The sequence below is a fragment of the Luteolibacter arcticus genome (assembly GCF_025950235.1).
GTDB lineage: Bacteria > Verrucomicrobiota > Verrucomicrobiia > Verrucomicrobiales > Akkermansiaceae > Haloferula > Haloferula arctica.
This window is the reverse complement of sequence record NZ_JAPDDT010000001.1, coordinates 564,808-579,315: the sequence shown is the minus strand read 5'-3', so window position 1 is coordinate 579,315 and position 14,508 is coordinate 564,808. Positions and strand designations below refer to the sequence as shown.

Annotated in this window: 11 protein-coding genes; 8 read left to right on the top strand and 3 right to left on the bottom strand. The window is 63.2% G+C overall.

The window, feature by feature from the left end:
• Positions 1–137: 137 nt before the first annotated feature.
• Positions 138–3,425: a helix-hairpin-helix domain-containing protein gene (locus OKA05_RS02360; protein ID WP_264485486.1), complete on the top strand. Its 3,288-nt coding sequence runs from the start codon at positions 138–140 to the stop codon at positions 3,423–3,425.
• A 272-nt stretch (positions 3,426–3,697) separates the two neighbouring features.
• Here the strand turns inward: OKA05_RS02360 and acpS are convergent, their stop codons facing one another.
• Positions 3,698–4,075: a holo-ACP synthase gene (gene acpS / locus OKA05_RS02355; RefSeq protein WP_343226943.1), complete on the bottom strand. Its 378-nt coding sequence runs from the start codon at positions 4,073–4,075 to the stop codon at positions 3,698–3,700.
• A gap of 2 nt (positions 4,076–4,077) precedes the next feature.
• Positions 4,078–4,821, bottom strand: a complete 744-nt coding sequence (locus OKA05_RS02350; protein WP_264485484.1) for a pyridoxine 5'-phosphate synthase — start codon at positions 4,819–4,821, stop codon at positions 4,078–4,080.
• A 565-nt stretch (positions 4,822–5,386) separates the two neighbouring features.
• Between OKA05_RS02350 and OKA05_RS02345 the strand changes: the two genes are divergently transcribed.
• The 7 genes from OKA05_RS02345 to OKA05_RS02315 all read left to right on the top strand — a co-directional run bounded on the left by OKA05_RS02345 (position 5,387) and on the right by OKA05_RS02315 (position 13,900).
• Positions 5,387–7,837, top strand: coding sequence for a CHASE domain-containing protein (locus OKA05_RS02345; protein ID WP_264485483.1), 2,451 nt, complete (start codon positions 5,387–5,389; stop codon positions 7,835–7,837).
• On the top strand, positions 7,834–9,279 hold the full coding sequence (locus OKA05_RS02340) for a sigma-54-dependent transcriptional regulator (RefSeq protein ID WP_264485482.1): 1,446 nt from the start codon (positions 7,834–7,836) through the stop codon (positions 9,277–9,279). The genes OKA05_RS02345 and OKA05_RS02340 overlap by 4 nt, the downstream gene beginning before the upstream one ends.
• A gap of 142 nt (positions 9,280–9,421) precedes the next feature.
• Complete coding sequence (locus OKA05_RS02335) at positions 9,422–10,342, top strand: hypothetical protein (RefSeq protein ID WP_264485481.1); 921 nt, start codon at positions 9,422–9,424, stop codon at positions 10,340–10,342.
• 24 nt (positions 10,343–10,366) lie between these two features.
• The gene (locus tag OKA05_RS02330) at positions 10,367–11,038 is read left to right on the top strand and encodes a cysteine hydrolase family protein (RefSeq protein WP_264485480.1); all 672 of its coding nucleotides are present in this window, start codon (positions 10,367–10,369) and stop codon (positions 11,036–11,038) included.
• Between the two features lie 43 nt (positions 11,039–11,081).
• Entirely contained in the window at positions 11,082–12,701 is a 1,620-nt protein-coding gene (locus OKA05_RS02325) for a regulator (protein ID WP_264485479.1), read from the top strand.
• A 145-nt stretch (positions 12,702–12,846) separates the two neighbouring features.
• Positions 12,847–13,524, top strand: a complete 678-nt coding sequence (gene biuH / locus OKA05_RS02320; RefSeq protein ID WP_264485478.1) for a biuret amidohydrolase — start codon at positions 12,847–12,849, stop codon at positions 13,522–13,524.
• A 4-nt stretch (positions 13,525–13,528) separates the two neighbouring features.
• Positions 13,529–13,900, top strand: a complete 372-nt coding sequence (locus tag OKA05_RS02315; RefSeq protein ID WP_264485477.1) for a cupin domain-containing protein — start codon at positions 13,529–13,531, stop codon at positions 13,898–13,900.
• Positions 13,901–14,202: 302 nt separating this feature from the next.
• Here OKA05_RS02315 and OKA05_RS02310 read toward each other — a convergent pair whose 3' ends face one another.
• Complete coding sequence (locus OKA05_RS02310; RefSeq protein ID WP_264485476.1) at positions 14,203–14,508, bottom strand: hypothetical protein; 306 nt, start codon at positions 14,506–14,508, stop codon at positions 14,203–14,205.

The following is a 14,508-nucleotide window of genomic DNA, read 5'->3' as shown; positions in this document are numbered from 1 at the left end:
ACCGATCCCTAACCATGAAGTGTCGCCGCTTTTGCCTTTTTCCGGTTTCCCCATCGAGGTCTGACGGGAGAAAAAGACGCCGTGCGAGTCTATTGGGTTCCTCGCACGGCGTCGCCCGTCGGGGCTTCGCACTGGTGGTGTCACTGTCACTCATGGTGTTGCTCACGGTGCTGGCAATCGGGCTGCTGAGCCTTTCCACGATCGGCATGCGGTCAGCGAGCCACGGAGAAGCCATGGCGGTGGCTCGCTCCAATGCCCGCATGGCGCTCGCATTGGCAATCGGCGAACTCCAGAAACAGACCGGCCCCGACCAGCGGATCACCACCACGGCCGACCAACTTGCCGAGGGCGGCGATGGCGACACCTCTGCCGCTGCGGAAGGCCGCCGGCACTGGACCGGCGTTTATGATGCCTGGGACACTTCTTCCACCACCCGCCCCACGCCGACCTTCCGGCGCTGGCTCGTGTCGGGAGATCCGGCCAACCTTTCCTCCATTGAAGAAGCCAAGGGGACCAGCAGCAATGGGACGACGGAACTCGTCGGCGAGGGCACGCTCGGCGCAGCCATCGACCATCGCGTGGTGGCTCCATTGGTGATCGGCGAGAAGTCCGGCGGAATCCAAGGCCGGCATGCATGGTGGGTCGGCGACCAAGGGGTCAAAGCCGCGCTCGCCCATCCGGAGCTGACCGAGCCTGCCGACTTGGCCGCCACCCGTCAGACGCTGCTTTCCTCACCGCGAAACGCCGTCGAGTGGGCGTCCACCGCCGATAGCAAGCCCTTCGCCGCTCTCACCGGCAACGACGCGCGATCCACCAAGGTCACCGGCTGGCAACAGGCCGCGTTCCTCGCCGACAAGCCTCAATCCCCACGCCCGCTCTTCCACGATCTGGCCGCCTCAAGCTCGGGGCTGCTGACCAATGTGCGCGGCGGTGGCTTCCGCAAGGATTTGTCCTTCCACCTTGAAAAGCCGCAGTCCTCCGCGCCGCAGAACGCACTCTACACCGTCGGCGGCCAGAAAGGCATCAACGAAGCGGAGCTATGGCTCTACTACAACTCCTGGAAAGAGTTTAAGACCGGCACCCGCGCCGCCTACACCACCGGCGGCAGCATCGGCAACAAAACGCCCTACCTGCAGGTCGCGGAGAATCTCTCCTCGCTCAATACCGATCCCGAGAACCTCTTCAAGCAGCCCACCTACATCAATGTCCAGACGGTGCTGTCGTTTCACGCCCGCAGCGTGAAGAACGCCGCCGGCCAGACGGTCAATCGCCTCGCCTTGGTCGTCGATCCGATCGTTGCGCTTTGGAATCCGCTGGACGTCCCGGTCGTAGTCACCCCGGCCTACAACTCGGTGAAGTTCTGGCAGCTCCCCTACGACCTGAAGATCACCCGGCCTAGCGGGGCCATGACGGTGAGCCTGAAAAACATCGTGGGCAGCCACAACTACCTGACCCTGACAGTCGGCAAGGCCAAGCCGTTGGCGATGCGTCCCGGCGAAGTGGTGCTGATTTCCCAAGGCCCGAACACGGCGATCAAGAACTTCAACCCCGGCCTGAACTACATCGACGGAGAGGCAGGCTGGAACAATGGCGGCGGTATCGCCATCGACATCAAGGACAGCACCGGCAAGTTCATTGAGACCGCCGGCAGCGAGACCATCCGCTACGAGGTCACGCCGAACAGTGAGCAGTCCCAAGGCACCGCGACCTGGTTCCTCACGGCAAACGATTGGTTCTACAAGGAGGATCGCACGAGTCTCGGCGAGTCCGCGGGCCTCGGCGGGGTGATGATCGACGGCAAGGACGGCCTTCCCGCCGAGCGCATCACCGCGGCACAGAAGCCGGAGTTCTTCAGCAAGATCCAACCGTCCGACACCCGTCCGCTCACCTTCTCGCAGCTCGCCGGCCGCAAGGAACCGATCATGGTCTTTTCCTACGGCGTGAAGACCGAGTTGGGAGCGGACCGCACCGGGCGCTTCCTGACTCGCTTCAATCCGAAAGCCCCGCGCATCGACTTCCAGACGCTCACTTCCGATGAAATGGAAGTAATGCCCTACGAGGTTCACATCGAGCCGCTGAACTCTTGGAAGAACCGCAACTTCGAGGTGAGCCTCAATGGCGGCGGCTATTTCGGTGGTGGCTGGACGCGCGATATCGGCACCGGCAGCGTGACCACCCACACCATTCCGCGCGAGCCGATCCACTCCCTGGCTGCTTTCCAGCATGCCTTCGCCAATGGCTTCACCGGGTCCACCTCCGGACTCTTCAGCAGCACGCCGCTGCTGCCACAGATCAGCCATGCCATTGGCAACTCCGCTGCTCCATCCGTGATCCCGGCGGAAAAGACCTCGTCGTCGCTGGGCGGCCCGCGCCCGCTGGCAGACCATTCGTATTTGGCCAACCAAGCGTTGTGGGACGATTGGTTCCTGTCCGGCATCGCTCCGCAAACCGCGCCCGCCTTCTCTAACAAGCGACCCCAAAAGCAGGTGGCGACCGAATTCCTCAACGGCGAAAAGCCGCTGCCGAACTCGCGCTACCAACCCGCCCTCGCCGGTCAACAGCCGGACGAGGTGCTCGCCCTGCTTTTCTCCGGCAACAACCCGTCGGCCGCCGCCGCCCAGAAGATCGCCGCGCTGCTTTCCGTCGATGGCATGTTCAACGTCAACTCCACTTCGGTGGAAGCATGGAAGACCCTGCTTGGCGGATTGAAGCAGCGACCGGTGAGTGTCCGCGGCTCCACCGGATCGGAAGAGAGGAAAGACAGCACGGATGTGCCGGTGGTCTCACTCTTCGGCCCCGAGGACAAGCTGGCCGACGGCGAGGACGCGGACGACATTCTGGATGCCGCGCAATGGACCGGCCGCCGGGAATTGACGGAGAAGGAGATCGACTTGCTAGCGCAGGCGATCGTCCGCGAAGTGCGCAAGCGCGGTCCCTTCCTGTCGCTCGCCGATTTCGTCAATCGCCGCCCCGGCAGCGACAAGTCGCTCGCCCGCTCCGGCACCATCCAGAGCGCGTTGGACTCCAAGGACGTCTCAATCAACGAGGCCTACAACACTGGAAGCCGGGCCGCGAATCCCGGTGGTCAAGGTCGTGGCTATGCCTTCCCCGAGGCCGAGAACGGTCCGGCTGCCTACGGCATCCCGGGCGTGGTCAAGCAGGCTGACATCCTCACGCCGATCGCCCCCTATCTGTCCGCACGCTCCGACACTTTCATGATCCGTGCCTATGGCGATTGCCTCGATGGGGAAGGCAAGATCCTCGCCCGCGTCTGGTGCGAGGCCGAGGTTCAACGCGGTGCCGACTTTGTCGATCCGGCGGACGAGCCAACCAAGGTCATCGCCCAGCTTCAACCAGTGAACCAGAGCTTCGGCCGGCGCTATCGCGTCACGTCATTCCGCTGGCTTCACCGGGACGAGGTGTGAGTGAGGACAGCGCCGCCTCCTTATGACCGCGTAGCGGTCAAGGACGGTAGCCATGGGCTTCAGCCCATGGACCAGACGCGGGCACCGACCGTGTCGCAGAGCGACACCGGAACTATCGCCGGAAAAGCCGTCTCGTGAAATGGGTCCGCATCGCTTGGATTCCTTCGTCGCTACGCGACGCCATTCACGGCTTCGCTCAAACCGTGGGTTGAAACTCACGGCTACCATCCTTGGTCGTTACGCGACCGGAAAGGCATCACGCTCCCGCGCTCTCACTCCCCCAGCGCCACCGCGTTTGCCGCGGCGTAGTGGTGGGCATGGGTCAGGCTGATCTTCACTTCGGCGATACCTTTTCCCGCGGCATACGCCTTCCCCACCCCGCTCAATACCAACTCCGGCTCTCCGCTGTCCTTGCGGACGATTTCCATATCGAGCCAGCCAAGGTCCCTGCCAATGCCGGTGCCGAATGCCTTCGCCACCGCTTCCTTCGCGGCAAAGCGAGCCGCGTAGTGGATGGCCGGGCGCTTTTGGGACTCGCAATAGGCGCGCTCGCCCGCGGTGAAGATCTTGGTCGCGAAACGCTCGCCGAATTCCGCCATCGACGACTCGATGCGCTCCACCTCCACCACGTCGATGCCAATGCCGAACAGTTTCATGCTTCCGGGTAGGCGGCCATGAGTTCCTTCATCTCGCGCACGGCCTCGCTGAAGCCGACCCGCATCGCCCGCGAGACGATGGTGTGGCCGATGTTCAACTCAGCGAGGTAAGGCACGGTAAAGAGACGGAAAATGTTAGAGTAGTTGATGCCGTGCCCTGCGTTCACCTGGATGCCCGCGGCGCGACCGGACTTCGCACCTACGATCAGGCGGCCGATTTCACGCTCCAACTCGCCATCGACGGCGTTGGCGAAGCAGCCGGTGTGGAGTTCGATCATCTCCGCGCCACACTGCGAGGCGGCTTCGATCTGATGGAGATCGGGGTCGATGAACAGCGAGACCCGAATGCCTTGGTCCTGTAGGATCTTCACGCAGGCCTTCACCTCGGAAAGCCGGCCGGCGACATCGAGGCCACCCTCGGTGGTGACCTCCTCGCGGGTCTCGGGGACGAGGCAGGCGAACTCGGGCTTCAGGGACAAGGCGAGCTTGGTCATCTCGGCAGTGACGCCCATTTCCAGATTCACGGGCAGCGGGCAGTGCTTGCGGATCTCGTAGGCATCGCGGTCCTGCATGTGCCGGCGATCGGCGCGGACGTGGATGGTGATCGAGTCGGCCCCGCCGTCCTGCGCATCGAGCGCCGCCTGCAGGGGCGACGGCTCGGCATTCGGCGAATCCGGCAGCAGGGCATAGCGCGCCTGCCGCAGGGTGGCTACGTGGTCGATATTAACGCCGAGAAGCATGGGCACGGGATAGTCGGGTGGAGGGGCACCCGCACTTGAAAAATCGCAGGAAATTACTCCCCCTCCTCCATCCTCCGGCGACGCCTCTCAAAATAGCTGAGAATCCAGTAAAGAGGTGCCGCAAGAATCGCTACGATCAGAAGACTCTCGTGCGGAGGCGATTTGCCAGAAAGAGCTTCAACATCCTTGTTGGAGCCGAAGAGTCCGGCCGCCAATAGGCATAGCCCGATCACCACGAAGCCTATCATGAGCGGTTGAATCCAGCCGGGACCCGGCTCGGGCGACCCCGTTCGCTCCCATAGTCCAGCTCCGCCCAGTGCGGCAAGACCTGTCCCCAAAGTCAGCAGGAAGCACCTCCAGTAAGTCACCCACGTGCGATGTCCGCGACGACGGCGCTTTCGCTTCGAAGACGCTGACATCCCTTTCATGACAACTGCCTCTTTCAAATGCCTGTGGCAGTCAACTCCGCAGGTGCCACCCCGTTTTGGCGACCGGCATCCTTGATCAATCAAAAATCGCCGTATCGGCAATTCGGGCATGTCCGGTGCTCTGTCGGAGCGGCGCAATGGCCCCGAAAACCCCTGTCATTTCCCCGGCGAAGCTGCCCGCGCTGCTGGTGCTGGTCGCGGGGTTATGCCTGGCGGTCCTCATCGCCGTGGAGACGAAACGTGGCCAGCAGGAGGCTTTGGAGCGGGAATTGCGCAAGCTTGCCCAGGACCGCGCCGAGCTGATCCGCGGCCAAGTCCTGCGCTCGATGGAGGTCTTGCACGCCCTCGCAGGGCTGTATCGGACCGACGCCGAGGTCACGCGGGAGGAGTTCCGGACCTTCGTGGAGCCGACGCTTTCCCGCCAACCGGAACTCCAGGCGCTGGCGTGGGATCCGCGGGTAAAGGCGGCGGATCGCGAGAAATGGGAGGCGAAGGCGCGCGCCGAGGGGTTCGCGGACTTCAGCTTCACCGAGGAGAACGCGGAAGGCCACTTCATCCCCGCCGCCGCACGCGAGGAATATTTCCCGGTCTTCTATCTGGAGAGCTTGGCGAGGAATGCTCCGGCACTGGGGTTCGATGTCGGCTCGGAGCCGGTCCGGCGTGCGGCTTTGGAATTAGCACGCGACTCCGGACTGCCAACCGCCACCGCACCGGTACGACTGGCACAGGAACCGGGCTCACAGTCGGGCTTTGTGGTTTTTCTCCCGATCTACCGAGGACCGGTCGAAACAGCAGAACAACGTCGCGAGAACCTGTTAGGATTCGCCACCGCGGTATTCCGCATCGGTGATCTGATCGAATCGACGCTGCGGCCGGTGGGCAACAATGGCGTGCTAATTTCCATTGAGGACCCCGCGGCCGGCGGCACGATCTACCGCCAATCCGGCGAGCGCTGGCATGGCACGCTGTCGTGGACCACTCCGGTCGAGTTTGCCGGGCGGCACTGGAATCTGCACTTTGAGCCGGACCCGCTGTTGAGACGGCTCTATGCCGCGACCCTCCCGTGGATTGTTGGCGCGACCGGGGCGGCGATCACCGGGTTGCTGGCGGCTTACCTGTGGCTGGAGGCCCTGCGCTCGGCGCAGTTGAAGGCATCGCATGAGGCACTGTTAGGAGAGATCCTCGTCCGCAAGGAGGCCGAAGCATCGGCCGAGTCGGCCAACAAGGCGAAGTCGGAATTCCTCGCCAGCATGAGCCACGAGATCCGCACGCCGATGAATTCGATTCTCGGCTACTCGCAGATCCTCGCCCGCGATAGCGGGCTGCCGCCCTTCCACCGCGACATGATCGCAACGATCCTCAGCAGCGGGAACCACCTGCTGCACCTGATCGATGAAATCCTCGATCTCTCGAAGATCGACGCCGGCCGGATGGAGATCACGCACGTCGACTTCGACGTCAACGCCCTGGCGAACGAACTGGTGGCGATCTTCCAGCACCCCTGCGAAGAGAAGCAGCTCGGCCTGCGGCTCGATGCACCCGCGCTTGGCTGGCCGCTGTTAGTCCATGGCGACGAGGGAAAGCTGCGGCAGATCCTGATCAATCTGCTAGGGAATGCGGTGAAGTTCACCAAGAGCGGCCGGGTCGTGCTGCGGATCTACCAGATCGGTGACGCGTGGGATTTCGAAGTCGAGGACACCGGCCCGGGCATCGATCCGGGCTCGCAGGAACGAATCTTCGAGCCCTTCCAACAAGATCCGGGCAGCCACGCCGAGACCGGCACGGGCTTGGGCCTCGCGATCTCGAAACGGCAGGCAGCGATCCTCGGCGGCGCACTCACGCTCGATTCCCAGCCCGGCCATGGCTCGACCTTCCGTCTTTCGCTCAAGCTCCCTCTGGTCGGCGAGTCCGCGCGAAAACCGGCGCCGCAGCGGCAGACTCGACACCTGGCCGAGGGGAACCGCGTGAAGGCACTCGTGGTGGATGACATCGCGGAAAACCGGGACGTGCTCGCGACGATGCTCACGCAGGTCGGCTGCGAGGTAGTGCTCGCCGAGCACGGCCGGCAGGCGGTGGAAGTGACCGGCGTGTCGCGTCCGCAGATCGTATTCATGGATGTGCGGATGCCGGAATTCGATGGCATCGAGGCCACGCGCAGGATCGTCAACCAATTCGGCACGACCGGCATCAAGGTCATCGCCACCTCGGCATCGGCCTTGGTTCACCAGCGCGAGCAGTGCTTGAAAGCCGGCTGCGACGACTTCGTGGCGAAGCCGTTTCACGCCGAGCGGATCTATGCGGTGCTGCATCAGCACCTCGGCGTGAATTTCGACAGCGACCCTGTGCCGCAGTCGGTTTCGAGCGCGGAGAGCATTGATTTCAGCGCGCTCGTGCTTCCCGAAGAGCTCGCCTCCCGGATGGTGATGGCCGCCGAACTCCACAGCGCGACGGTCCTGAAGAACTGCCTCGCCGAGGTCGAAGCGCTGGGTCCGCCGGGCGAGCGTCTGGCACAGCATCTGCGAGAATTCGTCTCCAGCTACGACATGAAGACCATCCAACGCGTGCTGGCCCAAATCCAAGTGACATGACCGAAGGCCGCATCCTCGTCGCCGATGACACCCCGGCGAGCCTCTCCCTCATCAGCCATGTGCTGGAGAAGGAAGGCTACGAAATCTTCGCTGTCTCGAATGCCGTGGACGCGCTGCGCATCGCCGGCAAGGCCAAGCCTGATTTGATCCTGCTCGACGTCATGATGCCGGGTCATGACGGCTACTACCTCTGCCGGGAATTGAAGGCGGAGGCGACGACCAGCGACATCCCGGTCATCTTCATCACCAGCCGCAACGATACCGAGAGCATTCTGAAAGGATTCAGAGTCGGCGCGGTGGACTATATTCAGAAGCCTTTCCAGGCGGAGGAGGTTGTCTCGCGCGTGGCGACCCACCTCAAGATCGGGCGGCTGACCCGCGAACTTCAGGAACGCAACGCCGAGCTGGAGGCCGAGTCCGGCCGTCGCCGCGATGCCGAGCAGGCCCGCGACACCGCGAACCAGCGGCTTCACACGCTGGCCAGAAAGGAGGCCGAGCGCTGGGGCATCGGCGGCTTCATCGGCCACAGCAAGCACTTGAAGCGCATCCTCGACGACATCGAGCGGCTCCAGCAATTCGGCAAGACCAGCGTGATGATCACCGGCGAAAGCGGCACTGGCAAGGAACTCGTCGCGCGCGCGGTTCACCATCACAGCCCGCGTTCGGAAGGAGCGTTCATTCCCGTGAACTGCGTCGCCATTCCCTCCGAGCTGATGGAGTCGCTGTTCTTCGGCCACATGAAGGGCTCGTTCACCGGCGCGACCTCGGATCGCAAGGGCTACTTCGAGCTCGCCGATGGCGGCACCCTTTTCCTCGACGAGATCGGCGACATGCCCGCGACGCTCCAAGCGAAGCTGCTGCGAGTGTTGGAGGATGGAGAGGTCACGCCGGTCGGGGCGACCCGGTCGCGGCGTGTCGATGTTCGCGTGCTGAGTGCCACCAATGCCGACCTGCAGGCGAAGATCGCGAGTGGCGATTTCCGGCAGGATCTCTACTTCCGGCTCGCCCGCTACACCGTGGACTTGCCTCCGCTGCGCAACCGGCCCGAAGACCTACCGCTGCTCGCGCGGCATTTCCTTGAAGTCTTCTCCCTGGAGATGGGCACCGCGGTTCCCGCCATTTCGGCGGATGCCTTGGCCGTGCTCGCCTCGCACGATTTCCCCGGGAACATCCGCGAACTCAAGAACGTCATGGAGCGGGCACTGATTCTCTCCGGCGGAAAGCCCGTGCAACCCGAGCACCTCCAGCTCTTCGCCTCACGATCCAAGCCCGCCCCTCCACCTCAGGGTGAAAGCTTCGACCTCGAATCCGCCGAGCACTCCGCGATCCAGCGGGCCCTGGAGCAGACCCAAGGCAACGTCGCCGAGGCCGCGCGCCTTCTGAAGATCCACCGCAGCCGGATCTACCGGAAGTTCCCCCACCTCGCAGGCGGATCGCAGTAAGTGTCGCACCTGTCGCGGGATGGAACACTTGCGACAGAACACTAAAAGACCGCTTCCATAGGATTCACCGCAATCCCTTCCAAATCAAAGCGCCAATCTCTTTCTCACGCATGGCACACGCGATGCCATTGGAAATGCCGCCATGAAGTCCCTCGCTTGTCGCGCATTTCCCCTCCTCGTCCTCGCCGCCAGCAGCGCCTCCCCGCTGCTGGCAGGCGAGGCGGAATCCACCCCTGCCATCGCCCCGGCGGCAGCTCCTTCGAGAATCAACGCCCTGTTCCAACTCGATGTCTCCGACCACTACATCACGCCCCGCGGTCTGAACGTGGAGAACGACGGCATCATCTTCCAGCCGCTGCTGCTGTTCTTTGCCAATCTCTACTCCAGCGAGACGGGCTTCGTGGACAGCGTCTCGCTAACCGCAGGCATGTGGAGCTCGATCCACACCGAGAAATCCGGCCCCGACCCGGGACACTGGAATGAGTTCGACCCCATCGCCGGCTTCACGATCAAGTTCGCAGACATCTTCAAGTTGGATACCACCTGGACCGCCTTCGACAGCATGGTGGATGCGTATCCGACCTCGCATCACCTGGAGCTGAAGCTGAGCGTGGATGACTCGAAGTGGCTCGGCGCCTGGGCTCTCAATCCCTACGTCGCCTACTGGCAGGAGCTGGAGAACAAGGCCACCGTGGTCTTCAACCAGGCGACCTCCGACGAGTCGTTCTACTTCACCTTGGGCATCAATCCCTCGATCAAGTTCGAAAAGGTGAAGGTCGAGTTCCCGACCTTCATGAACATCGTGGGCGACGACTTCTACCAGCAGTTCAGCGGCGCGGGTGGAGGTGACGGCATCGCGGTCGTCTCCACCGGGATCAAGGCCAGCGTGCCGCTCACCTTCATTCCCGAGGGATACGGCCATTGGACCTGGTACGCCGGAGTGAAGTACTACCACCTTAGTAACGACGGACTGGAAGACGGCAACCTCGTCCTCACGCCCAACGGCGACAACGACGAGGACGATCTGATCCAGTTCCACACCGGCATCACCGCGTTTTTCTGATTCGAAACCCGCCGCCCCGCGTCCATGAGCGATCCTCTCCCCATCCCCGCCGAACCTTACCCGTTCGAACTCTCCCCGAAGAAGTGCGCGCTGCTGATCATCGACATGCAGCGTGACTTCCTCGAACCGGGCGGCTTCGGCGAGATGCTTGGCAACGATGTGTCGCAACTCCGCCGCACGATCGAGCCAAACCGGATCCTCCTGGACGCGTGGCGTGCCGCCGGCCTGACCGTCCTCCACACCCGCGAGGGCCACCGGCCTGACCTCGCCGATCTGCCGCCTGCCAAGAAGATTCGCGGCAAGTCCGCCAAGACCATCGGCGATCCCGGCCCCATGGGTCGCATCCTCATCCGCGGCGAAGCGGGCCACGACATCATTCCCGAACTCTACCCGCTGCCCAGCGAACCGGTCATCGACAAGCCGGGCAAGGGCGCCTTCTTCGCCACCGATCTCCACGCCATCCTGCAAAACCTCGGCATCACCCAACTCGTCGTCACCGGCGTCACCACCGAGGTCTGCGTCAATACCACCGTCCGCGAGGCCAACGATCGCGGCTACGAGTGCCTGGTCCCCTCCGACTGCGTCGGCTCCTACTTCCCGGAATTCCAGGAAATGGGGCTGAAGATGATCAAGGCCCAAGGGGGCATCTTCGGCTGGGTCACCGACTCGCAAACGATTCTCTCCGCCCTGAGCTGACTGCCGCTCACCCTTCCCCTCCCGCCTAACAGAACGAACGGACATGAACACCGGCTTCAAACCAAAAATCTGGGTTCCGGGCGACTGGAACGCCTTCTTCGGGTTCGGCACGAACATCCTCGTGAACCTGCTCACCCTCACCGGCCTGCTGCTCTTCGTCCTGAAGATGCCGGCCGAGATCGTCTTCGGCCGCATCCTGCCCGCGACCGGATTGATGCTATGCCTCAGCACTGGTTACTATGCGTGGCTCGCCTACAAGCTGGCGAAGCAGACCGGCCGCACTGACGTCTGTGCGCTGCCCTCGGGAACGAGCGTGCCGCACATGTTCGTGGTGGTCTTCGTGATCATGCTGCCCATCACCCTTCAGACCGGTGATCCGATCAAGGGCTGGGAAGCCGGCCTGACGTGGGTCTTCATCCAGAGCTTCGTGCTGATGATCGGCGGTTTCGTCGGCCCGTGGATCCGCAAGGTCACTCCCCGCGCCGCGCTGCTGGGCACACTGGCCGGTGTCTCGGTCACCTTCATCTCGATGAAGCCGGCGGTGGAAATGTTCATGACGCCGGTGATCGGCATCACCTGCTTCGCGGTCATTCTCCTGAGCTGGTTCGGCGGCGTGAAATACCGTGGCGTTCCTGCCGGCCTGGTGGCCATCGCGGTAGGCACCTTGATCGCCTGGGGTTCCAATCTCTTCGGTCTGAATTACGGTGGCATGACCACCGCAGCGCTCTCCGAGGCACTGAAAGGCTTCGGCTTCAGCGTTCCCCTGCCCGCCTTCGGGCACGTCTTCGGCGGCTTCGAATATCTCGGCATCCTGCTGGTCACCGCGATCCCCTTCGGCATCTACGATCTGGTCGAGGCGCTCGATAACGTGGAAAGCGCAGAGGTCGCTGGCGACGCCTTCCCCACCACCCGCGTGCTCACTGCGGACGGCGTGATCAGCCTCATCGGCTGCGTGATGGGGAATCCCTTCATTAATGCCGTCTACATCGGCCACCCCGGCTGGAAAGCCATGGGCGGACGCATCGGCTACTCCGCCGCCACCGGCATCGCGGTGATCATTCTAACATGGCTCGGCATCGTCTCGGTGATGCTCGCGCTGATTCCCACCGTGGCGATCCTGCCCATCCTGCTCTACATCGGCATGCTGATCGGCGCACAAGCCTTCCAGGAAACACCGAAACGCCACGCCCCGGCCATCGTGCTCTCGTTGGCACCGCACTTGGCTCACTGGGTGGTTACCATGATGACGGGAGCCCTCGCCGGAGCAGGGACCATCCTCGCCACGCTCGGCCCCGAGAAGAAAGCGGAACTTCTCAAGGCGATGAACAACGAGGGCGTGCTCTTCCACGGGCTGGAAATCCTCGGCGGCGGTTCCATCCTCGGCGGCCTCATCCTTGGCTCGATCGCGGTGTTCATCATCGACCGGAACTTCCTCAAGGCAGGCCTCTTCTCCATGACCGGCGCAGGGCTGACCTTCTTCGGGTTTATGCACGGCGACCGACTCGGGATCGCCCAGAGCCCGACCGTTGCTGCGAGCTACTTGATCGTCGGCTGCATCATGGTCGCCGCATCGAAGCTGGCTGCTGTCTCACCGGTCGTCGCCCATGAGGAAGAAGAGGAAGAAGAAGAACCCGAGGCTGGCGGTGTCCTCGCCAAATCCTAGCTGCCAATTTCCAGGACGAATCTCGGTTAAAACGGAATGGTTCCACGGATCTCACCGGTGGCGAAATGAAGGCACGCGCATCTTGGCCTGCATTCCGCTCCGTGGGGTCCGTGGCATTCATCCAACCAACCCCTGCTTTCTCACCATGCCCCACGTTGATGCCGATCCCTACCCGTGGCCGTATGACGGCGATCTCCGGCCGGAAAACACCGCCTTTCTCGTCATCGACATGCAGATCGATTTCTGTGGACCCGGCGGCTATGTCGATCAGATGGGCTACGATCTCTCGCTGACGCGCGCGCCGATCGATCCGATCAAGAAGGTCTTCGCCGCGACCCGGTCCAAGGGCTACCACGTGATGCACACCCGCGAGGGGCACCGGCCCGACCTCGCTGATCTGCCCGCCAACAAGCGCTGGCGCAGCCAAAGGATCGGCGCGGGCATCGGCGATCCCGGTCCCTGTGGCCGCGTGCTGGTGCGCGGGGAGCCGGGATGGAACATCATCGACGAACTCGCACCGCTACCCGGCGAAGTGATCATCGACAAGCCGGGCAAAGGATCCTTCTACGGCACGGATCTCGACATGGTGCTGCGCCAGGCGGGTATCCGGAACATCATCCTCGCCGGCATCACCACCGACGTCTGCGTCCACACCACCATGCGCGAGGCGAACGACCGCGGCTTCGAGTGCCTTCTGCTCTCCGATTGCACCGCGGCGACCGACCACGGCAATCACCTCGCCGCTTTGAAGATGATCAAGATGCAAGGCGGGGTCTTCGGCGCAGTTGCCGATTCGGACGCATTGATCCATGCTCTCGCTTGAACTTGTGAGCGACCTGGACCACCCGCCCTTCGAGCATCTCGAAATCCAAGACCTTTTCCACCTCGCGCAGCACCCCGACAGCATCGTCTGGGAGCCATTTCGCGACGGGGTGGAGATTCACCGGCTTTACGGAGATGGCGTGTCCGGCCCGACCGCGGCGCTGCTGCGATTCCGGAAGCAGGCCAAGGTCCCGCTGCACGTGCACGAGGGCTACGAGCACCTGCTCATCCTCGCCGGTAGCCAGCGCGATGCGAACGGCGTGCTGAAAGCCGGCACGCTGCGGGTTCACCCGCCGGGCACGCAACACAGCGCAATTAGCGAGGCCGGCTGCATCGTGCTCGCGATCTACGAGAAGCCGGTGAGGTTCGTGGAGTGAGGCGGTTCTCATCGGCTTGCACCGCTGGGATCGCGGAGCCTCTGGCCCGCAGAAGCACGCGTTCGCTCGGCTTTTAATTTCGTCCGCATCGCCTTTTCTGCGCTGCGTTCATCTTCATGAGGCAGCGTGAATCGTGCGAGGAGCATGAAGCTACGAAGCAGGCCACACTTGGCGATACGGGCATCGAGTGGGCGACGGAGCGATCACGTGCTTCTGAGGGCCAGAGGCTCCGCGATCCCAGCGTGCAATGGCATAGTCCGAGCCCTCGGCAGTCCTACATCTGATCAATTGCGAGCCATCACTCATCTTGAGTAGTGGCGCTTCAAATACTCCGCCAGATTCACGATCCTGTAGGTCGCATCCAACGGGAAGATCGAGTTCTCATCCTGCAACTGCCGGGGCGTGACGAGCCCCTCTGCCAAGCGGCGCGCATCTTCTGCACGCTGGCGGCGCTTGTCTTCCTGCGAGGACTCGAAGCTGACGTATTCCTCAGGCACAGACCACAGGATACCCGATGTCTCCGGCCGGTCAAGACGGCCGGGCCAGAGCTTCTGGGCCGCTGTCAGCTCACCCGCTCCATCTTCCCGCACGCGGAGGGTGCGGGCCAC